At 56.2% G+C, this 23,084-nt stretch carries 19 protein-coding genes; 7 read left to right on the forward strand and 12 right to left on the reverse strand.

All coding sequences use genetic code 11. The features are described 5' to 3' along the window. The first annotated feature begins 141 nt into the window (after positions 1-141). Genes QMG93_RS00810 through QMG93_RS00820 form a run of 3 tightly spaced genes read left to right on the forward strand, consistent with a single transcriptional unit; the run spans position 142 to position 2,323 of the window. Entirely contained in the window at positions 142-1,092 is a 951-nt protein-coding gene (locus QMG93_RS00810; protein WP_281932998.1) for a helix-turn-helix transcriptional regulator, read from the forward strand. A 49-nt stretch (positions 1,093-1,141) separates the two neighbouring features. Further along, positions 1,142-1,624, forward strand: coding sequence for a hypothetical protein (locus tag QMG93_RS00815; protein ID WP_281932999.1), 483 nt, complete (start codon positions 1,142-1,144; stop codon positions 1,622-1,624). Positions 1,625-1,678: 54 nt separating this feature from the next. Continuing rightward, positions 1,679-2,323, forward strand: a complete 645-nt coding sequence (locus QMG93_RS00820) for a TVP38/TMEM64 family protein (RefSeq protein ID WP_281933000.1) — start codon at positions 1,679-1,681, stop codon at positions 2,321-2,323. An 81-nt stretch (positions 2,324-2,404) separates the two neighbouring features. On the opposite strand, the gene QMG93_RS00825 is transcribed toward QMG93_RS00820, so the two are convergent. From QMG93_RS00825 to QMG93_RS00855, 7 genes are all read right to left on the reverse strand, one after another. Continuing rightward, a complete protein-coding gene (locus QMG93_RS00825) occupies positions 2,405-3,262 on the reverse strand; it encodes a hypothetical protein (protein WP_281933001.1) in 858 nt (285 codons plus the stop codon). 163 nt (positions 3,263-3,425) lie between these two features. After that, positions 3,426-4,211: a DeoR/GlpR family DNA-binding transcription regulator gene (locus tag QMG93_RS00830; RefSeq protein WP_281933002.1), complete on the reverse strand. Its 786-nt coding sequence runs from the start codon at positions 4,209-4,211 to the stop codon at positions 3,426-3,428. Positions 4,212-4,297: 86 nt separating this feature from the next. Further along, positions 4,298-5,398 carry a 2-aminoethylphosphonate--pyruvate transaminase gene (gene phnW, locus QMG93_RS00835; protein WP_281933269.1) on the reverse strand — a complete coding sequence of 367 codons (1,101 nt, stop codon included), beginning with the start codon at positions 5,396-5,398 and terminating at the stop codon, positions 4,298-4,300. 33 nt (positions 5,399-5,431) lie between these two features. Further along, a complete protein-coding gene (gene phnX / locus QMG93_RS00840; protein ID WP_281933003.1) occupies positions 5,432-6,259 on the reverse strand; it encodes a phosphonoacetaldehyde hydrolase in 828 nt (275 codons plus the stop codon). A gap of 18 nt (positions 6,260-6,277) precedes the next feature. Beyond that, positions 6,278-7,990: a putative 2-aminoethylphosphonate ABC transporter permease subunit gene (locus tag QMG93_RS00845; RefSeq protein WP_281933004.1), complete on the reverse strand. Its 1,713-nt coding sequence runs from the start codon at positions 7,988-7,990 to the stop codon at positions 6,278-6,280. A gap of 23 nt (positions 7,991-8,013) precedes the next feature. Then, positions 8,014-9,042: a putative 2-aminoethylphosphonate ABC transporter ATP-binding protein gene (locus QMG93_RS00850; RefSeq protein ID WP_281933005.1), complete on the reverse strand. Its 1,029-nt coding sequence runs from the start codon at positions 9,040-9,042 to the stop codon at positions 8,014-8,016. Between the two features lie 221 nt (positions 9,043-9,263). Further along, positions 9,264-10,352: a putative 2-aminoethylphosphonate ABC transporter substrate-binding protein gene (locus QMG93_RS00855; protein ID WP_413789249.1), complete on the reverse strand. Its 1,089-nt coding sequence runs from the start codon at positions 10,350-10,352 to the stop codon at positions 9,264-9,266. A 258-nt stretch (positions 10,353-10,610) separates the two neighbouring features. On the opposite strand from QMG93_RS00855, the gene QMG93_RS00860 reads away from it, so the two are divergent. Further along, entirely contained in the window at positions 10,611-10,946 is a 336-nt protein-coding gene (locus QMG93_RS00860; protein WP_281933007.1) for a L,D-transpeptidase, read from the forward strand. A gap of 60 nt (positions 10,947-11,006) precedes the next feature. On the opposite strand, the gene QMG93_RS00865 is transcribed toward QMG93_RS00860, so the two are convergent. Continuing rightward, positions 11,007-13,112 (reverse strand): methyl-accepting chemotaxis protein, encoded by a 2,106-nt coding sequence (locus tag QMG93_RS00865; RefSeq protein WP_281933008.1) that lies wholly within the window; start codon positions 13,110-13,112, stop codon positions 11,007-11,009. A gap of 313 nt (positions 13,113-13,425) precedes the next feature. Here QMG93_RS00865 and corA point away from each other — a divergent pair, with 313 nt between their 5' ends. The 3 genes from corA (at position 13,426) to QMG93_RS00880 (ending at position 16,751) form a co-directional block, all read left to right on the forward strand. Further along, entirely contained in the window at positions 13,426-14,376 is a 951-nt protein-coding gene (gene corA, locus QMG93_RS00870) for a magnesium/cobalt transporter CorA (RefSeq protein ID WP_281933010.1), read from the forward strand. 214 nt (positions 14,377-14,590) lie between these two features. Next, positions 14,591-15,484 carry a putative RNA methyltransferase gene (locus tag QMG93_RS00875; protein ID WP_281933011.1) on the forward strand — a complete coding sequence of 298 codons (894 nt, stop codon included), beginning with the start codon at positions 14,591-14,593 and terminating at the stop codon, positions 15,482-15,484. Positions 15,485-15,653: 169 nt separating this feature from the next. Beyond that, a complete protein-coding gene (locus QMG93_RS00880; RefSeq protein ID WP_281933012.1) occupies positions 15,654-16,751 on the forward strand; it encodes an acyltransferase family protein in 1,098 nt (365 codons plus the stop codon). A gap of 108 nt (positions 16,752-16,859) precedes the next feature. Here the strand turns inward: QMG93_RS00880 and QMG93_RS00885 are convergent, their stop codons facing one another. From QMG93_RS00885 to QMG93_RS00900, 4 genes are all read right to left on the reverse strand, one after another. Next, positions 16,860-18,008: a DUF2264 domain-containing protein gene (locus QMG93_RS00885; RefSeq protein ID WP_281933013.1), complete on the reverse strand. Its 1,149-nt coding sequence runs from the start codon at positions 18,006-18,008 to the stop codon at positions 16,860-16,862. Between the two features lie 43 nt (positions 18,009-18,051). Then, on the reverse strand, positions 18,052-19,647 hold the full coding sequence (locus QMG93_RS00890) for a response regulator (protein ID WP_281933014.1): 1,596 nt from the start codon (positions 19,645-19,647) through the stop codon (positions 18,052-18,054). Positions 19,648-19,679: 32 nt separating this feature from the next. Beyond that, positions 19,680-21,383, reverse strand: coding sequence for a sensor histidine kinase (locus QMG93_RS00895; RefSeq protein ID WP_281933015.1), 1,704 nt, complete (start codon positions 21,381-21,383; stop codon positions 19,680-19,682). A gap of 346 nt (positions 21,384-21,729) precedes the next feature. Continuing rightward, complete coding sequence (locus tag QMG93_RS00900) at positions 21,730-23,073, reverse strand: ABC transporter substrate-binding protein (RefSeq protein WP_281933016.1); 1,344 nt, start codon at positions 23,071-23,073, stop codon at positions 21,730-21,732. Between the last annotated feature and the right edge of the window lie 11 nt (positions 23,074-23,084).

Below are 23,084 nucleotides of genomic sequence, written 5' to 3' on the forward strand. Positions count from 1 at the left end.
CGAAAAAAAGGAACCCTGTAAACAGCGGTTTGAATCACTGGCGCTTCCATCGTATGATAGATGTGACGGCTTCGTGTCCAGGCCGGGACCACGACCGGCGCTGCCTACGAAGACGAATGCAAGACGGGAGGTTTCAGCGTCATGACCAACGACGTTTCCTATACAACCGAAGAAATTGCGAAGCTGTTGAAAATATCCAAGCTGACGGTGTACGACCTGATCAAAAAGGGCGAGCTTCCCGCCTACCGCGTCGGCAAGCAAATGCGTATCGACGCTACGGATCTGGAGGCCTATAAAGCCAGAGCCCGCGAAGGCCGCATGCCGCCCGCAGCGGCTCCGGCGCCGTCCGGCGCCTCTAGGCCGGAGGCCGTTTTTGCTCCGGGCATCCGTCCGCTCGTCATTACGGGGCAGGACATCAGCCTCGACATGCTGGCCAAGCATCTGGAGAAGCAGGCGCCCGGCGTCCGCCCGCTGCGCTCGTACGTCGGCAGCTTGGACAGCCTCATCTCGATGTACCGCGGCGAATCGGATATCGTGAGCACGCATCTGCTGGATGGCGATACCGGGGAATACAATATACCGTATATCCGCAAGCTGCTGGTCGGCTTTTCGTATATCGTCGTGCATCTGCTTACCCGAAATGCCGGGCTTTACGTGCCGCAGGGCAATCCGAAAGGACTGCGGAGCTGGGGCGATCTTGCACAGCCCGGCCTGCGTATCGCCAACCGGGAGAAAGGCTCCGGCGCGCGCGTGCTGCTGGACGAGCAGCTGCGACTGCACGGCATCGCACCGGGGGGTCTCGCAGGCTACGAGTCGGAGGAATCGAGCCATATGGGCGTTGCCGGCAAAGTCGCTGCGGGCGAGGCCGATGTCGGGGTCGGGATCGAGAAAGCGGCAAGAATCGTCGGAGGCGTCGATTTTATACCGCTGATCCGGGAGCGTTACGATCTCGTGATGCTGAAGAAGCCGGACAACCTCGAATGGATCGAAGCGGTGCGGCGCATCCTGCAATCGGACGCCTTTCTCGGCGAGCTGCGCTCCATCGGCGGGTACGACTTGACCGAAACGGGCAAGGTTTTGCTGGAAACGTGACAGACCGGTTCCAATAAACGCTGCCTGGCAGGACTGGGGGGTGGGGCATTTGAAAAAATGGGTATGGATCATCATCGCCATCTGTGTCATTATTGTGGCTTGCCTTCCCTTATACCCGAGACTGCGTTACCATCTTTATGAGCAAGACCGATTGCCGAGCGACTACGAAATTTCTTACGGGTACGAGTTATACGATTACAGGAGTAAATTTTTCCCTCCGAAGGCCGGATGGAAAAGGTTTTCCGCGGACCCTCGGACGGTGTTCCCCGACGGCAAAAACATTCTCGTGCTTGTGGCGCATCCGGAACTTGTACGTGGAGAGCACACCTTCCGCTTTCTGGTCATCCGCGTTCGCGACGGTCTGCCCGTCATGACGGAGCCAGCTTATCCTCAAGGCGACTTTTTGTTTACCGCCAGATTGCGTTCCGATCGTTGGGAGCCCGGAGAATATAGAGGAGAGTATTGGAAGGACGGCTCGCTCGTAGCGGTCAAAACGTTTACTATCCAAGGAAAAGGCCCTGAGGCCGAATAAATCGTGAAAACCGCTTGGCACAAAATCTAACCGGACTCGGGTGATCGCATCAGCATGGATTTTTCAATCATCGAGCATTTGACAGAGGACAACATCAAGCTTTGGCTGGAGCAATACCGCTCCCTGGGGCCGCTTCCCGGCATCCTGCTGACGTTCGCCAAGTCGTTCGTTCCTCCGCTGCCCACGCTGGTCATCGTCGGAGTGAACGCGGCGGTATACGGCTTATGGCTAGGCTTTCTATATTCGTGGATCGGCATGATTACCGGATGTCTGACGACCTTCCTCATCATTCGCAAAGCGGCCGGCCATCCGTACTTCGAACGGTGGAAACGCAAACCCAAAGTCGAAAAAAGCATGCGGTGGGTCCGTCACAACGGGTTCAGCTATGTGTTTCTGCTGAGCGTGTTTCCGGTCGGCCCGTTCGTGCTTGTCAATATGGCGGCCGCCGTCGCGCGCATGCGACTGCATACGTTTCTGATCGCCGTAGCCGCCGGCAAAGCGATCATGATCTTCTCCGTCTCGTACATCGGGCACGATCTGGAGCGTTTCGTCCGCGAGCCGCTTGAGCTGCTCTATGTAGTGTTTTTTATCGGGGGCTCGCTGTTCCTTAGCAAAAAAATCGAGGCGCATTTTACAAAAGCGGCCGCGGCCAAAGAGGAACAGCGAGGTCTAAACAGAGACGAGCGGGGAACCGGATGAATCCCGGCGCACCGCGCCAGAGGCAATCATCCCTCCCCCATGGGGGGATACGAGGGAAACAAGGAAACCGGCTTCGACCGTTTAATCGCAAACCTTTTCCAGATCGGCCATGCTGGTGATGCTATTCGCATCGTTGATTCGACAGCTTAGTTCCCTTCTATCTTTATTAGACTTCATTTCGATCCACATCCTGTTAATACGAAAATTTTTCGCCAAATCAACCATTTCATATACATTTTTCAACTCGTCCCCAACAGCTGTTCCCTCTTCCAATCGTTCATACCGGATATCCAGATAAAGAAGCTGCCGGTCAATCGCTTCTTGAAAAGAAATATAGTTGGGCCCAAAAATAATTTTGTTCTCGTCTGGAAATTCCCCATACATTGAATGGTAGTCCGACACTTTGGTTATGCGGTATTTTTCCTTCGGAAGCAGCTCTTTCAGTTTCGGATAAACCGTCTCCTTCAGTTCATCGTTCCAAAAAGCTTGCACATAGTCGTCTCTAAACAGGTACCGCTTATTTTTCTCCGAAACATCCACACGGATCTTATAATCGGGCTTTGCAGCAGAACGCACTTCAACATCGTAATGATCAATCGTCCCGTTATACTCGACCTTTTCAATTCTGAATTCTTCCTGATATTTGTTTTTCAAATGAATGGCCAGTTCTTCCTGCACTCTTTTTTCATCGGACGTGAATTGCTTGAAGATGGCATCCAGCATTAAAAAAACCATCCCGCCCATCAGCAAGTAGAGAACCAGCAAAATGCAAAAGACGGCTGCCATAATAAAAAGCATGGTCTTGAGAGCCGCCTTAACGTACTTATTTGCAAAAAATTTATCGACAAGCGTTGGTTCCTTATTTTCTTCCGCGATCTTTTTAAGCTTGCTCGCGCTTGAATTCATCGCCTCAAATAAATCCCGATCCATCTGCATCATCCCATTCTCTTCTATCTGTATCTGTTCATCCTTCGGCAAAACGACGAAATCCGGAAGCCTAGGCTTCCGGATAGGCTCCCGGGCTTGTGACCCTCAGGGAGACGGTTTTCGTTTAGGTAGCGCGGGCCGGCTGCACGGTTCCGCAAGGCAAGGCAGTTGCTTCCTACATGGCATGTATCCACGTGACACCCGAAGCTTGAAGGTCGGCTTCCCATTCCTTCGGTATGTTCACGTCGCTGATAATGATGTCGATCTCCTTGAGATCGGCCAGCTTGTAGAACTGCCCCTCGCCGATCTTCGAGCGGTCGGTCATGACGATCGATTGCTTGGAATGCTCGATCAGCTTGCGCGCGAGCTGTCCCCGCTCGGCATCGAAGCTGGTAATTCCACGGTTCACCATAAGGCCGTCGATCGAGATAAACGCCTTGTCCGCATAAAACTGCTCGACCATCCGCTCGGCCATCGAGCCGGACACCCGCGCCTGCGCGGCATTGACCTTGCCCCCGATAAAATAAACGTCGCCGGAGAACAGCTCCTTGTTCTTGTAATCGATGAGCAGATATAGCGCCGGAGCGGAAAAAGCCAGTACCGTAATATTTTTCTTGTTAAGCAAAAAATGAATCATCTGCTGGGTCGTCGTGCCGTCGTCGATGAAGATCACGTCATTGTCTTCCACCAGAGACGCGGCTGCCCGGCCGATCCGCTTCTTCTCGTCGGCGTACAGCTCTTCCCGCTTCAGGTGCGGCGGCTCTTCCCGCGCCAGGTTGATTTTGACCGCGCCGCCGTAGACCCGCTTCAGCTTGTTCTCCGTCTCCAGCTCCTCCAAATACCGGCGGACCGTCTCCGAAGACACCTTCAGCTTCTCTACCAGCTCAAATGTTTTTACTTTTCCTTCCAGATTGAGCATGTTCAAGATGAAATCCTTGCGTTCTTCCCCTACCAAAGACATCCGGCGCAACCTCCAGCCCTGCGTATATGATATTTGCATTATAGCATTCGAGCGCCGCAGCTTAAACGATTTTCCGGTCCGCCGCCTTACAACCAGAATCGGTTGCGCCCAATCGCCTCCAGCAGTCGCCCGATATCGTCCGCATGCACATCCCCGATGTTGCCGATGCGGAACGTGTCCGCGGACGAGATTTTGCCCGGATACAGAACGAAGCCTTCGAGCTTCATCCGCGCGTAAAATTCCGCGAACGAAAACTGCGGATGCGCCGGGTACACAAACGAAGTAATGATCGGCGATTGGCACGAAGCCGGAAGCAGCGCTTGAAACCCAAGCTCCTCCATCCCCTGCACCAACAGGCGCTGGTTGTTCTCGTACCGCCGCTGCCGCTTCGCGATGCCTCCCTCGTCCTCCAGCTCCAGCAGCGCTTCATGGAACGCGTGCACGACATGGGTCGGCGAGGTGAACCGCCACTTGCCCTGCTGCCGCTCCATCGTCTCCCATTGATCGTACAGATCGAGCGAGAGTGACCGGGCGCGTCCGGCGCAGGCAGTCAGCTCCTCCGTCTTGGCGATGACGAAGCCGAAGCCGGGGACGCCTTGGATGCACTTGTTGCTGCTGCTGATCAAAAAATCGATGCTGAGCGCCGCCACGTCGATGGCGATGCCGCCGAAGCTGCTCATCGCATCGGCGATCAGCGTCTTGCCGTGCTGCTTCGCCGTCCGGGCGATGTCCTCCAGCGGATTGCGCATCCCGGTCGTCGTTTCCGTATGAACGACAGCTACGTGCGTAATGTCCGGCTGCGCGGCCAAGACGGCTTCCAAGGCGTCCGCATCCGCAGGCGCCGTCTCGCCAAGCGCGATCCGCACGGTCGAAATGCGCAGCCGCTCCGCCATTTGCGCGATCCGTTCGCCGTAAGCTCCATTAATGAGAACCGCCAGCTTGCCGTCCGCAGGGATCGCCGAGCCGATCACCGACTCTACGACGAATGTGCCACTTCCCTGCATCAGCACGGCCGTATACCGGTCCGTCTCCGTCGTCGCCAGCCGGACCAGCCTGCCGCGAATGTCCTGTACCAAGTCGTTGTATTCGCGGTCCCACGTGCACCAGTCCTTCAGCATGGCCGCCTTTACCCGCTTCGTCGTGGACAAAGGTCCCGGCGTCAGCAGCAAGTATGGATTATCCGGCATCGCCGGAATGGTCATCGTTTCTGTCATGAGAGTTCATCCTTTCAATGCGGCCGCTTTGGAGCATGGGGATTCCCCTGCCGCCAAGCGCCGGTTGATATCTGCGATTACCGGGTCCAACGCCCCGATGGAGTCGATCACATAATGCGCGCCCTCTGACCGGTAACGCTGCTCGATTTCTTCAAGCTTCCGCTGCAGATCAGCGGGATCGCATGCGTTCACTTCCGCTTCGCTCATGCCGAGCTCGCTGCTGCCCTTCAGAATGCCGACCGTCCAAGTTTCGGCGTTCAGCCCTTCCCGAATGTCGCTGATCGTATCTCCAACTTTGACGATATGCTTCATCGGATAAATACCGAGCCGAATTGCGTTCTCGTAGATCATCCACGGATACGGCCGGCCCGCAGGCATTTCGTCCGGCGTTACCAGCCCGTCCGGCGCATAGCCCTGCTTCTTCGCCTCGGCGGCAACGATCTCCATCATCTCCGTCGTATATCCCGTGGTCGAGCCGACCTTGATTCCCTGCGACCGCAGTCGGGCCACCAGCTCAATCGCTCCCGGAATCGGGGTCGCATACTGCTTCAAGATGCTGAACAGCATCAGCTCGAAATCCGCGTACAACGAATCGACATCGGCTTCCTCCGGCGCACGGCCGAAGGCCGCCTTCCACTGCTCCGCCACGCTATCGAGGCGGCAAAGCTCGCGCAGATGGTCCCGCTTCAGCATCCCCATCGGCCCGCGCGCTTCCTCGGCCGTCAACGTAATTCCCCGCTTCGCGAATACTTCCACGAATACCGCCACCGGCGCGAAGCAGCCGTAATCTACAGCGGTTCCCGCCCAATCCAAAATAACTCCTTGTACCGTCATATTTTTATTCCTCCCGTATTATTTGTGCATTTGCCAAGCTTCCGTCCGCCGCCTCACGCCCCGCAAAATGAGCTCGTAGAGCAGCCGGACGGCGATATTCGTTCCCAAGATTAGCACCGACATGGCCGCCGCGGCCGCCGTATCGCCCGCATCGTCCATATGGACGATGGAGACCGCCGCCAGCTTGAAGTCCGGCGAAGTCAGGAAGACGAGCGCCGACACCGTTACCATGGAGTTGACGAAGAAGTACATCGCCATCTCGATAATGGCCGGCAGCGACAGCGGCACCGTCACCTTGAGGAACGTCCGGTAAAACGGCACCCGCATCGATTCCGCCACCAGCTCGAACTCCTTGTCCTGCTTCTTCAGCGTCGTCATTGCCGTAATGAAGGGCACCGAGAAAAAGTGAACGACGTTTGCCAACACCAGAATGGCTACGGTGCCATACATCAGAGATAGCGGGTTGTCCGGCGCATTAAAGAAGAAAATGTACGCCAGCCCGATGACCATGCCAGGCAGCGACAGCGGCAGGATGGCCAAGAAATAGCCGAGCTGCCGGGCGCTTCGCAGCATCCGCGTTTTTTCGATCAAATACGCCGTGACGAACGCGAACAGCGTGCCCAGAACTGCCGTCAGCAGCGAGAGAACCAAGCTGTTCCAGAACGGCTCGAAACCGGCCGCCGCCATCGCAGAGAAATCAAAATGCTTGAGCGACAGCGTCAGGTTGTAAGGCCATACGTTCACCAAGGAAGCATAAACGATCGTCAGCAGCGGAATGAGGATTCCGATGGACATCAGCGCGCAGAACAGCGTGAACAGCATATCCCGCAAACGGCCGTTCGCAATGCGGTACGGCGTCGATTTGGACGTGATCAGCGCACTTTGCTTGCGCTGCACGAGCCGGTCCACGATGAAGGCGACAACCGCCGGGATCGTCAGCAGAATGCCGACCGCCGCGCCCATGGACATGTTTTGCTGCCCGATCACCTGCTTGTAAATATCCGTCGCGAGCACATTGAATTTCCCGCCGATGACCTGTGGCGCCCCGAAATCGGTGAAGCACGCGGTGAAGCAAACGAAGATGGCGCTGATCAGCCCGAACTTGATCGACGGCAGCGTCACCGTGAGCAGCCGCTTGAGCCTTCCCGCACCAAGCGTCTCCGCCGCTTCGTACAGCCGGTAGTCGGTGACGGCTAGCGACGCCGCCAGAATGAGAAACGCCTGCGGGAACAAGTAGATGACCTCCGCCAGGATGATGCCGACCGGGCCGTACAGCTCGATTTTAAACCCGGGTACCAGTCCGAACAGTCCGTTCGTGACAAGCCCTTGGTTGCCGAACAAATACGTCAGCGCGATTCCATGCATCATCGTAGGCGCGAACAACGGCACAAGCGCGATCGTTTTGAAAAATCCCTTGCCCCGGATCGCCGTCCGGATGACCCCGTACGCGTAGAAGAATGCCAGCGTGACGGCGATGACCGTCGAAACGACCGAGACGTAGATCGTATTCGTTAGCGACTGGGACAGCGCCGGCGTCGAGAAGTAACGCACAAAGTTAGCCAGCCCGACGAAAGCTCCTTCACGGTCCAGAAACGCCTTGGCGAACAAGACGCCCAGAGGAAACAAAACGGACGTGAGCAGCAGCAGGACAACGATGACGACAAGCGACATCTGCCAGAGCTCCGCGCCCCCCGCTTTCGGGCTGAGCGCCCGGGTTCGTGCAGTCCACATGATGAAATCTCCTTCGTTTGGATTCAATGGGCCAAGGCTTCCGCCTGGAACGACAGCAGCTTCTCCGCGGGCACATTCAGCAAGACGCGGGCGTCTTTAGCCAGCGGCAGCTCGCGGGAGGCTTGGGCGGGAACGTCCACCGTTACCAGCTCGCCTGCGCCGGAGTGCAGCATTTGGAGATTCAGCCGGTAGAACGGACCGCGGAATTCGACGTTCCGGACGATGGCCGGGATGCCTTCGCCCACATCGCCCGCTCTGACCTCGATATGCTCCGGCCGGACGGCGATCGCTCGCCTGCCTTCCTGCCCTGCTTGCCATACCCCGTCTTCCAGAAAATTGATCGCCCCGACAAAATCGGCGACGAACGGAGAGTTCGGGCGGTCGTATACATCCTGCGGCGTGCCGGTCTGAACGACCTCCGCGTTGTTCATGACGACGATTCGATCGGCCATCGTCAGCGCCTCTTCCTGATCATGCGTCACCATGATGGTCGTGATGCCGAGCTTGGTCTGCAGCTCGCGGATTTCCTGTCGCAGCTTCACGCGCACCTTCGCGTCCAAAGCCGACAACGGCTCGTCCAGCAACAGCATGTCCGGCGACAGTACGATGGCGCGGGCCAACGCGATGCGCTGCTGCTGACCGCCCGATAGCTGGGACGGATAGCGCTGCATGACATGTTCCAGATCGACCAGCGCGAACGCTTCGCGCACCTTGAAGTCGATATCTTTCTTGGACCATTTCTTGTTCTGCAGCCCGTATGCAACGTTCTGGTAAGCCGTCAAGTTCGGGAACAAGGCGTACGACTGGAAGACCATGCCGAAGTTCCGTTTCGCAGGCGGCAGAGTGGTGATATCCTTCCCGTCTACGGCGATCTGTCCTTCAGTCGGGCTTTCGAGACCGGCGATCAGGCGCAGCAGCGTCGTTTTGCCGCAGCCGCTCGGCCCGAGCAGGCAGACGAATTCGTTTTTGTACATATCGAGATTGACCTGTTTTAACGCTGTGAACGAACCGAATGATTTGGACAACTGTCGGATCGATAAATACGGTTGCATAAGAGCCTCCTTCAGACCGGCCCGCAAGAGACCGGCTTGCTTGCTTTCAATACAAGTATAGGCCGGTTTTGTTAACGGAGTATCAAACGCAAGTAAAGATTATGTTATTTGTTTCTTTTTGTTGTGTTTATGTTGTTTTCCTAAGTGAAGTTGGCAAAAAAAGCGCAGAACCTGCGGCTCCGCGCTTTCATTTAGTTGCGATTTGTTCGTTTTGCGTACTATTATTTCTTGGCTTCGCTCTTGTTGTCGTAGCGTTTGCTCCACTCGTTCAAGACGCTTTCACGGTTTTTCGCCGCTTCGTTCAAGTCGTTCTTGATCAATTGCTTGATCGGGTCTTGCTCATAGCCTTCCGGAATTTGGCTGCCGTCGCTCTTCACCGCCAAAATCGCAAAGTTTTTACCGTATTCCTTCATGGCGTCGTCGCTGATGGCCCAATCAAGGAAATCTTTGGCCGCCTGCTTGACGGTCTTCTTCTTCAGCAGCGCATTAGCTTCCACATCCCAGCCGGAGCCTTCCTTCGGAAACACGACCTCAACCGGAGCGCCCGTTTTCTTCTCTTGGATTCCGCGGTAGCCGAAGGAGATCCCGATCGGATATTCGCCCGTTCCGGCCATCTTCGCCGGTTTGGAGCCGGAATGCACGTACATCGCGATGTTGTCGTGAAGCTTGTCCATGTACGCCCACGCTTTGTCCTTGCCTTCCAACTGTACGAGTCCCGACACGGTCAGGAAGCCGGTTCCAGAGGAGGCAGGATTCGGCATCGTAATCAATCCCTTGTACTCCGGCTTAATCAAATCGGCATAGCTTTGCGGAACCGGGAGGCCGCGCTTCTCCATCTCTTTCTTGTTCACGATAAACGCCGTTTCCCAAGCGTCGATGCCGACCCAGCGCGTCGGGCTGTTCTTATCCTTGAAGTCCGGTTGTACCCGGTCGACGCCCTTCGGCGAATACCCTTCGAGCATCCCGTTCTGATCCAGCACGAGCAGGCTCGTTGCAGCAAGCCCCCACACGACGTCGGCTTGCGGGTTATCCTTCTCGGCGATCAGCTTCGCCGTAATGATGCCCGTCGAATCGCGAACGATGTTCAGCTTCACGTCAGGGTACTTCGCTTTATACGTCTCCAGATATTTTTTGATCTGATCGTCTTCCAGCGCGGTATAGACCGTGAGCTCTTTGCTTTTCGTATCGATGCCCGCATCGGCGCCGGCGTTTCCGGTATTGCCCGCTCCCGCAGCTTCCCCTTTTGGCCCAGACTCCGTTTTTCCGCAAGCAGCCAGCAGCATGGAAACCGCCAGCATGAGGATCATCATAAGCGATAAAGACTTTTTCACGTCGTAATCTCTCCTTTAATTGGATAGGACACCTTGAGCTTGGCCCGTTATCCTAACTATAAGAGAGTTTTGTAAAATACATATTAAATACACGTTAAGTTATTGTGTTGTTATTCTTTTTATTGTTTTTAGTTTTGTTTTGTATCCTCAACTGGCTTTTCTGTCCGTCGCCGCGATAGGCTCCCGTGCATATGGTAGTAGCATACTTGCGAATTTTCTGCGAAGGAGCTGCCCCCCATGCCATACCGCATTATCGTCGATTTGTCACAGCGGAAGCTTCATCTGCTGGAAGGCGACCGTGTGATCCACTCGTATCCGATCGCCATCGGCAAAATGCTGACACAGTCGCCCGTAGGCGAGTACAGCATTGTAAACAAGGTGCCCCATCCGGGCGGACCGTTCGGCGCTTTCTGGATGGGACTGTCCCGCCCGCATTACGGCATCCACGGCACGAATAACCCGGCGTCCATCGGCCATGCCGTCTCCCATGGCTGCATCCGCATGTACAATGAGGACGTGCTGGCGCTTGCCCGCCTTGTCCCCATCGGCACTCGGGTCACGATCCGTCCGTAACCTGCCGTACAGGGCAGGAGCTTACTCACCCGGTTCCTGCCCGCGGCTCTCTGCCTTGCCTTACAGCGCGGAATTGTCATCGCTTGTCAAAGCGGCATTCGGCCTTGTCTTGAACCGGGACAAGGAATGCATGAGCTCTTCCGCCATCTTGCTGAGCGATTCGGCCAACGCGGAAATGTCCTTCATCGTTTCATATTGACTTTGGGCAGAGGCGGAAATCCCGGCGGAATGCCGGACATGGCTCTGATGATTCGTTACGACGTCCGACATGGAAGCGGCGACTTGATCGGTGCCGGCAGCCATCTGCTGGGCCGTTGCGGTCACGTCCTGAATTTGCACGGCGATCGCCTGGAAGGTTTCCGTAATGTTGTTAAACACGACGCTGACCGAATCGATCACCTCCGACCCCTGCTCCACATCCTTAACGCCTTTTTGCATCGTTTGCGTCGCTTTTTGGGCGGAAAGCTGAATATCTTTTACCAACTGCGATATTCCTTGCGCCGACATTGCAGATTGCTCGGCCAGCTTCTTGACTTCGCCCGCGACAACGGCAAATCCCCTGCCGTGCTCACCGGCCCGCGCCGCTTCGATCGAAGCGTTCAACGAGAGCAGCTGCGTCTGGTTGGAAATATCGGCGATCACGCCAATAATGTCGGTAATTTTCTGGGAATACTCGTATAGCTGCTGCATATCCTGCGCTGTTTGGCCTACCGATTCGCGGATCGATTTCATTTGGCTGACCGCATCCTGAATCGCCCGGTGCCCTTCCTTGATTTCCTGCATCGATGCATCCGATACTTCCGCAACGATGCTGGACGATTCGGCCACCCTCTGGACCCCGATCGCCATTTCCTCCATCGCCCGCGACGTTTCTACGGCGCTGTTCAACTGACTTTCGCCGCCGTCGGTCATTTCTTTCACCGCCGTTGCGATATGATCGGAGGCTCTGACCGATTCGAGGGAAGAAGCTGTAAGCTGCTCCGAAGCGGCAGCCATTTGCTCGGAAGCCAAGTGGAACCGGTTGATCATTACGGAGAACGCGTCCAGCATCCGGTTAAGATTGTCGGCCACCTGCCCGACCTCGTCCTGACTGTCCACCGCCAGCGTCGGAGTCAAATCGCCATGCGAGATTTGTTTGATCGTTTCGGACATTCTCGGGATGGTACGCAGCATGTAACGAAGCAGGAAATAAACGGCCAAGATCAGCACGAGCGTCGAACCTGCGAAATACAAAATCGTCGTCCAGGCAAACGACCGCAAGCCTGCCAGCGCTTCGGCTTCCGGCATGACACTAACGACCTTCCAGCCGGTGAGTGAAACGGTGGAATATCCAAAGTACGCGACCGTCCCCTTGTCGTCTTTTCCGAACATCAAGCCTGCGTCGTTCTTGTCCAGCTGCGCCGCCAACCGGCCGAGATCGCCGGTCATCTCGCCAAGCTTCCGCTTCATGACGTATTCTTGGTTCGGGTGATACATCATCGTGCCGTTATTATCGAGAAGGAAGGTATAGCCGCTCTGTCCGAACTTATACGACTCCATAATTTGCGGAAGCGTATCCAAAAATAAATCGACGGCGACAAAGCCGATCAATGCTCCTCCGTCCCTTACCGGGTGCAGGATACTAACGACCAGTTTGCCGCTCTGCGCATCAAGATACGGTTCGGTATAGGCCATATCCTTTGCCTTGGACGCCGCGGCGTACCAGGGACGCTGCTTCACGTCATAGTCCGGCTTGGACAACGCGCCGCCGCTGCCGACATAGAAGCCTCCTTTGTCGCTGGCAATCCATGTAAACGCTATCGTTTTATCCGTTGTGGAGATTTCGTTCAAGGTCGTATCTACACTTTTGTACAGAGGGCCGCTTTGCGCATGATCGCGGGCCTGCACAGTTTTTAAATAGTTGACGATTTCCTGGTTGGTGGCCATTTGGCGGACCAGCATTCCCTTTTCCTTGAACAGGGCGCCTGCCTCGTCGGCTATCGCTCCGCTCTCGGTGCCCAGATTCGTTTCGATTTCGTTCTGCAGCAAACGGCTGGTATGAGAATAAATCAGATAGCCTGTAAGGCATGAGGAGAGGATAATGACGGCAAGCATCGCCATAGCCAGCTTTGTGGAAATGCTTTTCCTGATGTGTGTGGCAGAAATCCATTGGTGTATGATATTCATGTTGTCGACGACCTCTTTCGGAGTCTTATGTAGTTTCCACTAACGCAACCTTCAGCTATGTTATCACTGTCGTCTCGAACTTGGCCCTCCGTCCCGGCATGGCCGGGTTGTCTTCCACCGCCTTATGTCCCCCGATTATCGCTTGGATGTAATCATTAAAACACAATTCGACTAATTTCGACAATATCCAAGTTAACCTATGCGTCTTTTTAAACCGCTTTTCCGCTCGATGCCCTCATTTTTGCGTACCCCTAAAATGCGGTATACTGGCTAACAGGATAAACCATTTGAGCATAAGGTCAGGTGAGCGGGTTTGCTACGGATATGCGCCGTTACTCATAATGCGGAGTTACTTACCGATATTGGACTGGACAGGCTGGACGATCCTGACATCGCCTGGTATTGGGTCGATTTCAATCAACCTACGGAACAGGAAGCGGAGCTGCTGGAAAGCCATTTTCATTTTCACCCGCTCGCGATTGAGGACTGCTACCATTTGCTGCAGCGGCCAAAGGTGGATCATTACGAAACCGTTCATTTTTTCGTGCTGCATGCGCTCCATCCCCAAAAGCTGTCGGCGCAGGAGGTGGACCTGTTTCTGGGCACCCGCTTTCTGGTGACGTTTCATTTCGAACCACAGCCGGAGCTCGACGAAGCGTGGCTGCGCATGCAAGAGCAGCCCACCTCCCGGCAAAAAGGTCATCTATACGCGGCGTATCTGGTGATGGACAAGCTGGTGGACGGATATTTTCCGGCGGTGTACGAGCTGGAGGATCAACTGCTGGCAATCGAGGCCGGGAGCCGCAAACGGTCGATACAGCAAATGATGGACGATATTTTCGAAATTCGCGGCCGATTGCTGAAATTGCGGCGGACAATCGTGCCGATGCGCGATCTGCTTTACCGAGTCGTGAACTCGGAGCGGATCGAAGGGGTCAAGGAGCAGCTGTTTTATTTTACCGATGTGTATGACCACCTGCTCAAGCTGTCGGAGATGATCGAATCGAACCGGGATGTGACCGCCGACATGCGCGACAGCTACATCTCCATGAACTCCAACCGGATGAATACGATTATGAAGACGCTCACGGTTATCACGACCATTTTCATGCCGCTGACGTTTATCGCCGGCATTTATGGGATGAACTTCGATTATATGCCCGAGCTGAAATGGCATGCCGGGTACTTCTTCGTGCTCGGCGTCATGCTCGCCATCGGGGCGGGGATGTTCTGGTGGTTCAAGCGGAAGGGCTGGTTCGACTGAACCGGCGAACCGTGCTATACTTTCGGAAGAGCTTATGGAATAGCTCTGTTTCGTTATAAAGGAGTGCGGGTTTTCATGATCATCCAGTTCATTCGTTATCGTTAATGTAAGGTGCAGAACAGGCAGCCCCCCATTTTTTTTCGAGCTATGGGACGGGTTTCTTTGTGCTGTGCCTTCTTCATTCAACGAAAACGAATGAACGAGGTGTTTTTTGGTGTTGAAAAAAATCGATGCGGCCGCCCGATTGATCGGCCGGTACAGCTCTCTGTTTCAATGTCCCGTTTGCGGGCTAGCTATGGAAATGAACGAAAACCGTACGCTGCTTTGCCGGAATCGGCATGGCTTTGATACCGCGAAGCCCGGCTATATTTCGTTATTAACGAAGGCCGTCAAAAGCGACTACGGAAAAACGATGTTTGAAGCCCGGAATCTCGTGTGCCGAAGCGGCTTCTTTCATCCTCTGATCGAGCGGATCGGTGAGACGATCCTTACGAATATAAGTGGCGGCGGCTTGAAGCCGGTCACGGTATTGGATGCCGGATGCGGCGAGGGCTCTCAGCTGGCTCAGCTTGCAGACGTGTGGAAGCGCGGAACGCCTGCCGGTTTCCTCGGGGCCGGGCTCGATCTGTCGAAGGAAGGCGTCGCGATTGCCGCGAGAGAATATGCGGGCTTGATCTGGTGCGTGGGCGATTTAGCGCGGAGTCCTTTTTGGGACCAGTCGTTCGATGTCATCCTGAACGTGTTATCCGCCTCGAATTATGGGGAATTCACCCGCTTGCTGCGCAAGGATGGCATGTTGATCAAGGTCGTTCCGGGCAGCGGGCATTTGCGGCAGCTGCGGGACGCTTTGTACGATGACCGCTCGCCCAGACAAGCTTATTCCAACGACAAGACGAGAGCGCTCTTTATGCGCCATTTCGACATGTTGGACGAACGGCAGATCCGATACGACGTCACTTTGCAAAAGGAGCTGCTGGAACCTCTGGTCCGGATGACGCCGCTGTCGTGGGGCGCCCGGGACGAACAGATTCAGCAGGCGCTGCGGCTGGCGATCCGGGAGGTTACCGCGGATTTCACCGTGCTAGTCGGGCGCGCAAAAGTCCGGTAGTCCGGCTCAGGCATGGATATAGAGAACACCTCCGCTGCAGTTGAAGCAGGCGGAGGTGTTTTTTTGGTAAAAAGGAAAAATTTAGAGTACTCATTTTCAGCTTGCATTCAGGTTCATGTCACGATTTTTTCATCTTTGTCTGCCATAATGCTTTAAAAGCAGGCAAACTATGCAAGAAAGGCTGGACGGAATGGAGCGGAAACACAATTTCTTTTATATTCAAGCGGCTCGCGGCGTTGCCGTTCTGTTGGTCATGCTGTTTCACGCTTCGCAAACGGGCCAGCATTATTTCGGATACAATTATCTCGGGATCAGCGAAATGGGACGCTCAGGGGCCTATACGTTTTTTTTCGCTTTGACCGGTTATTTAATGTTCACGCTGTATCGCGACCAATTCGGAAGGACGGAGCTGTTCGGAACGTTTCTGCTGAAACGGTTCTACCGCATTTATCCGTTATATTGGCTCATGACGGCTGCCGTCGTCCCGATCTATTTTTTGGTGCCGTCGTTCGGCTTCGGTTATGAGCGCAATCCCGGGGTCATTTTCAAATCGATGCTGCTGTGGCCGCAGGCTCAAGCGCCGATTCTGGGCGTCGCTTGGTCGCTGACGTACGTCGTATGGTTTTATCTGATGTTCTCGCTGGTTTTTCTGTTGAAGGAAAAAACCGTTGCCGCGATCTATTCAGGGTGGCTGACGATCATTGCCCTGAACGAGATCGGGTGGATTCAGGTGAAGTCAGGGCTGCTGGAGCAATTTTTGTTTAGCGAGGCACACTTGGAGTTTTTCGCCGGAATGCTCGTCGCCTATCTCGTCCGCAAGCGTTCGCTCGGCCGCAGCCTATGGTGGATCGCGGGGGGCGCCACCGTCTACGCAATTCTCTGGGTGCTGCGGTTCGAGCAGGCCGGTCTGCGGTATACGGATCTGCTGCATACGTTCGGGTCGGCGTTGGTGCTGGTCGGGGTAACGACGTGGAAAGGCCCGGCATACCGCTGGCTGAAGCCGCTCGCGCTGTGCGGGAACGCCTCCTATTCGATCCTGCTCGCCAGTCTGCCGATGATGTCGGTTACCTTCAAGCTGGCGCGGGCCGCACATGCGGTGGAGCGGATCGGGCCGGCGCTCACAGTCACGCTTTGCTTCCTGTCGGGACTGCTCCTGTGCCTTGCCGTGTACCGCTGGGTCGAAAGACCGCTGAACGCGTTGACCAAAAAAGCCGTGCAAGCACGGAGCCGCCGCAAAGCCCCGGAAGCCTATTCGCGCGCCACGTAGATTCGAAAAGCCGTATTCCATAAGAGGAGGGAAACCCTTCCTTATGGAATAACGGCTTTTTAGGTTCTCGTGCAGCCGCGCCGGGGGCGGCTCCCGGCAACGGCCAAGCTATTCCAAAGCGTGATCTGCCGGAGTGTACCCGCCCGACCATGCTTTGCTCGACGTCCAGTCCGCCGCTTCGTCCTGCCAGAACGGGCGATCCGCCGAAAGCCCGAGCGGCAGGAAAACGGTGGCGCACAAGTACAAGCTGCCGGTGGAAATGTACGGTTCCCCGATTTCCGGCTGATGCCCGCAGAAGCCGATCGTCAGCCAGCCGTCCGCATCGAACGTGCCCGACGCTTCGATCATGCGGTGCATCACCGCGGTAAGTGCACAGCGCACTTGGGCTGGCGCGACATCGTCAGGCAGTTGTTCGCGCAGCGCCATCTGGGCCAGCAGTTGGAACGCGCCGAAGCGGTAAGCGAGCGAACGTCCGACGACGGGAAACGTTCCCTCCGGTGAGATGGACCGTTCCTGCACGGCGGCGTAACGCACCGCCCTCCGTTGGACGCGTTCCCGCAGGCCCGCCCATTCGGGATAACGGTCGCCAACTGCCTCCAGAAGATCAAGCAGCATCGGCTGAATGACGAAGCTGTTGTAGTAGTCCGCATGGTAATGAGGTCCGTCTCCGTACATGCCGTCGCCGAGATACCACTGCTCATGCTGTTTCAGCGCGTAATCGATCCGCATCGGGTCCCACGTGTCGTCACCGATCACGCAGAGCGCCGCTTCGATCATGGCCGCGAACAGCAGCCAGTTGTTGAACCACGGCTTCCGGGAGCGGGTCGCCCTCAGCGCTTCCTTCACGTTCGCCTTAACGCGGTCATCCAGCCCGCTCCACAACGCCGTCGGCGCCCGCAAAATCGCATGGGCCAGAAAGGCCGCATCGACGATCGGCTGGTAGCCCTCGGAGAAGTTCATCCGGTCCGGCGACTGCGGATCGGTCGCCGCATCCATCGCCAGCTGCGCCAGCCGAACGTACTCCCCGCGCAGCTCTCCTTCCGCTCCCGTCCGCGGGCCGTGCTCCAGCCACGGCGCGATGCCTGCGAGCAGCCGGCCGTACGCCTCCAGATACGTGTACAGCTCCCGGTCGTCCAGCTTCGCCTCCACCGGCATCCGCTCTTTCAGCTTGCGCTGCGACAGCGCTTCAAGCACCGGCTTCGCGATGCGCTGCATCGTTTGCAGCCAGTAGTCTCGGTCATCGGCATGAGTCGTCACGTTCGATCTTCCTCTCGTTTGATGTTTGTTCCGTAAGCGCCCGCTACATCACGCCGGATCTCGACTTGTACTCCCCGGGCGTGACGCCGATGTATTTTTTGAACACCTTGGAGAAGTACGTCCGGTCCGAATAGCCGCAGCGCAGCGCGACGACTTCGATGGAATCCTTCGTCTTCTCCAGCAGGTCGGCGGCGATCTTCATCTTGTACCGGTGGACGTAGTCCGTGAAATTTTCGCCCGAGAGCTTCTTAAAGTACCGCGAAAAATAGCTCGGGTTCAAATACAAATGCGTCGCAATATCGATCGAGGTGATCGTCTCCGCCAAATGCTGCGCAATGTACTGGTCGATCGTCTGCAGCTTTGGCTCCTTGCTCGCCTGCGGCTCCCCGAGCCGTCGGCCGTTCATGATCTGCCGCAGCTTCAGCCCCATCAGCCCGAGCGCATCGCCTAGTGTCAGCGTCTGCTGCAGACAGGCGTACAGCGTCTCGCCGCTGAACGCCCGGTACTGGAGCTCGACGAGCCGCAGCCTGTCCGCGCACTGATGCACGAACGACGCCGGTTCCGGCCGCAGCTCCAGCGCGGAACGACGAATGCCCGCCAGCGCTTTCTCCAGCAGCGCCTCGTCGTGATCCCGGACCGCCTGCGACAGTTCGGCGTACTCCTGCTCGAACCCCCCGGCTCCCGGATGATACGCTTGCGGCAAGCCGGCCGCGGGCAGCACGGTCACCGGATGCTCCGTGTAGAAAGCGGCGTAGCGCTGTGCCGCCATGCGGCGATGGGCTGCGCCAATCTCCGTAACTGCCAGTTTGTCGGCACTGGAGCTGGCGAAGAACGTCGTGCCTACGCCGAGAAATTCTTTACATTTGGCTTGAAGCTTCGTCAAAAATGCCAGCAGATGCTCCTGCGCATTCCATTTCAAGGAAGGCCGGTAATTGAGCAGCACGGCCAACCCTTCGCCGTCGTTGAAGGTCGTGATGCCTTCGAACTCGCCCGCCAGCTCGGCTGCAATATTCGCGACGCCGTAACGGATCAGCGGCAGGTCCTTGTGCGCATAGCGCGAGAGCACGTCGTAATACGACACGTAGCCGAGCGCCAGCAGATACGACGGCTGGTCCCAAACGAGGCCAAGCCGCGCGGCGGAATCGGTCAGATAAGCGGTATCTCCGCCGCGCAGCAGCTGCTTGAAAAAAGAATCCCGCAGCACATTGGCATGCCGGCTCCAATCCTCGCGGTACGTTAGCTGCTCCGTCTGCGCTTTCGCCGCGCGCAGAAGTCTCACGGATTTCTCCAAGCTTTGTGCCAGCTGCTCGGCCGTCAGCTCGTCCTTGATCAGGTAATCGTCGACGCTCAGCTTGAGCGCCTTCTGCGCATAGTGAAAGTCTTCATGGCACGTCAGAAAAATAACCCGCACCTCCGGCCGCCGCAGCAGCATCTCCGAAGCCAGCTCCAGCCCGTCCATTTGTGGCAGGCCGATATCCGACACGACGAGGTCCGGCCGGAGCTCATCGAACAGCCGCAGCGCCTTGACGCTGGAGTACGTATCCGCGACGATTTGCAGGTCGAGCGCATTCCAATCGACTAACTGCTTCAAATATTTCAGCATCGGCACATCGTCGTCGATGATCAGGACTTTGTACATGACTATCCCCTCCTGTTGTCCATAGTCGCTCGTCAGGCTCGCATATTCAAAATAACGGTCAATCCTCCGGCCGGATTCGCTCGAAGCTTCATCGTCGCATCCGGCCCGTACGTCAGCCGAAGCCGCTGCAGCACGTTGATCAGTCCGACCCGCCGGTATGTCTGCGGCTTGTCCGTCTCGGGCCCCTCCAGCATCCGGTTCAGCGCCTCCCGCTCCCCGTCCGGCATCCCCTCGCCGTTATCTGTCACCCGGATCTCCAGACGCGAGTCCAGCCGTTCGGCCTCGATGTCGATTTTGGCATCGTCCAGCTTCTCGACAAAGCCGTGCAGCAGCGCATTCTCGACGATCGGCTGCAGCAGCAGCTTCGGCACCTCGAATTCGGCCGCCTCAGTAGCTAAAGTTACCTTCAACTCGACGTGTAGCTCGTTGCGCAAACGCATAATGTCCATATAATGCTCAAGCAGCTTGCATTCCGCGGCCAAGGAGGTCGGCTCGTTCACCTTCATGTACGCCCGCAGCAGGCTCATCAGCGAATCGATCTGTCGGCTGTGCCGCTGGTCGCCGCCCAGAATCAGGCTGCATTTGATCGAATTAAGCGTATTAATCAAAAAATGAGGCCGGATTTGCGCGAACAACGCCTGCAGCTCGATTACGCGCTTTTGCTCCTGCTCCTGCTCGATGTTCGTAATGAGCTGCTCGATCTCATCGAGCATCCGGTTCCACGTCTGTCCGAGCTGGGCAATCTCGTCCTTGCCCTTGCCCTGAAACCGGATCAGCCGGTTCCCTTGGCCGAACTGCTTGGCCATAAAGTCCAGCTTCTGAATCGGCCGGTGCAGCCGCTTCGCCAGCAGCAGCGACACGATGAAGAACAGCGCAAAAAATGGAACGACGAACAACATGGCCATGTAAAAAATTTTATAAATTTGCCCGGCCACCTCTTGGTCGGACGTCTCGTAGATCATCTTCCAGCCGGTCTTGGACAGCACCGCTTCGCTCCGCAGCGTTTGGTCGGACGCGCCTCCGCCGCCGAACCGGACGGAAGCGTCTCCCGCGATAAGCCGCCCTTCCTCATCATAGAGCGCAAAAGTGCCGGAGGCCGCCTGCCGGAACAGCTTCTCGAAGTACGGGTTCGTAATGCCGATGTATAGCGTGGCCAAATAAGCATTGTCCGCCGGGTCCCGGATCACTCTGGCCGCGTAATAAACAGGCTCGCTCTTGCCTCCCTCGGTTTGGACGCGGCTCAGCCATTGCAGCCGCTTCGGCGTATCGAGGTCGACCTGAGACCGAAGCTGCTCCCAGTGCTGCCGGAATGGAGCCAGTTGATCAGGCTCGCTGGACGGGATGATGAAGCCCTTGCCGTTGACCAGAAACATCCGGATGTCCGTATTGAGCGTCTTCGCCAGCACCAGACCAAAAAAATCCTGAATGTGTTGCTGTCTCTGGTAATCCGCGAAGCTGGTAATTTGCTGGGTATCGGTGAAGCTGCGAAGCTGAGCCCTCGCGCTCGGGTCTTGTATGAAAAAATTCGACGCATACGTCAGATCGTCGATCGTCTTCGTAATATCCTTCGCCATCACGTCGACGACCGACTGGTTGGTCAGGCGAATTTTATCCATCACCGCATCCCGCGTCATGGACAGCAAAAATACCGACACGATGACGATCGGCAGCAAAATGAGAATCAGAAACGAGAGCTGTATACGCCGGTAGTAGGAAAATTGAAACATGCTGTTCATGGTGTCGAAGGCTCCCCTCTCTTTCCTGTCCCCATTGTATCACTGGTCCTGCATCGACCCAAGTATTTGCTTCGCCCGAGCTAAAATAAAGGAACGGATCTGCCGCTATCCTGCGCAAACCCAAAAGGCTGAATCGATAGAGGAACACACATTCCCTATCCTTGTCGAATTTGATTCAGTACTCCTCATTTTCCACATATAACGCATCCAGGATGCTTTATTCCTTCTTTACGGCCCGATCCATGGCGATTAACGCATTTGCGATGCGCTATCTTTTACCACAAGACCTTCCGCCCGGTTCGTCGTGGCGCAAAGAAAGGACGCCCTGCGGCGCCCCTTTCCTTGATTACTTTTTGCTGTTCTCTTTGATGACCTTGTTCGCTTGCTCGACCATTTGCTTCTGGGCGTCCTCGGCAGACTTGCCGTCCAGAATGAACGAGCTGAAACCGTCTTCGAGCACTTTCTTCAGTTGCGGTGCATACGGCGCAACAACCTCGGACGGAGCCGGCGCGTGAATACGTTTGTCGAACAGCGCTTTGTCAAGCGAGTCGGTGTTGAAGAGATCTTTGCTTTTCGCGATCGTGCCTTCGATGATCTTCTTGTCGTCGGCTTTCTTCCAGCCGGACAATTCCTTCTTCGCATCCGACGTATTCGTCGTTACGAAACGGATGAACTGATACGCTTCTTCTTTATACTTCGAACCGGCAGCGACGGAAATGAACTGTCCGCCGATGCTCGTTTGACCGAGCTCCGCATCCTTCGAGGAGCGCGGCACCGGCGCGAACGCCACTTTGAAGTTATGCGGGTACTTCGTCACGTCGGCCGAGTCGGCAACCATCCAGCTACCGGTCACGAGCATGGCCGCTTTTTCGTTGAAGAACTCCGTCCGGTACGCCAACTTCGCACCTACAACGTCGGCGAACGGTGTTGTGGACTTGTCTTCTTTCTCCATCGCGCGGCGGAGGTTGAAAAACGACAGCATCGACGGATCGTCGAATTGGGTCGTGCCGTCTTCCTTCAGGAACGGATTCCGCTTCTCGTTGAACAGAATCGGGTTGGCGTAATCGCCCCAGTTATGGAAGTATGCGCCATATCGTTTGCTGTTGCCTTCGCCTTTGGTCAGCTTCTTCGCGTATTCGCGGAAGTCGTCCCAGGTCCAGCCGACCTCCGGCACCGGCAGGTTCGCTTCGTCGAGCGCCTTCTGGTTCAGCAGAACGATCCAGTTGCTGCGCTGGTACATGGCGGCGTAGTTTTTGCCTTTGTACTTCGGATTGACGTAATATTCGTCCTCCGGCTTCACGTTCTCTTTAGCGTACATATCATCCAGAGGAGCCAACACGCCTTGCGCCGCGCGGGCCAGCGTCTCGTCGATGCTTGGGAACAGTACCAAGTCGATCTGCTCGCCGGAGGACATCGTTACGTCCAGCTTCTTGAGCGTCTCTACCGAGTTGCCCGGCACGAGCGGCACGGACTCGACTTTGATGTTCGGATATTTCGCTTGGAACTGGTCGATAAGCGCCTTGGTCGTCGCGCCCATAACCTCATTGTCCCAGTTGTAATATTTCAGCGTCACGTTCTTCTGTCCGCCTTCGCCGGACGCTTCCTGCTTCTCCGCCCCTTGGCCGCAGCCGCTCAGTACGGAAACCGCAAGTACCGCCCCGCTCAACAGCAACGCGCTTGTTTTCTTCATGTGAACTCCCC

The sequence above is a fragment of the Paenibacillus tyrphae genome (genome assembly GCF_027925525.1).
GTDB classification, from domain to species: Bacteria; Bacillota; Bacilli; order Paenibacillales; family NBRC-103111; genus Paenibacillus_G; species Paenibacillus_G tyrfis_B.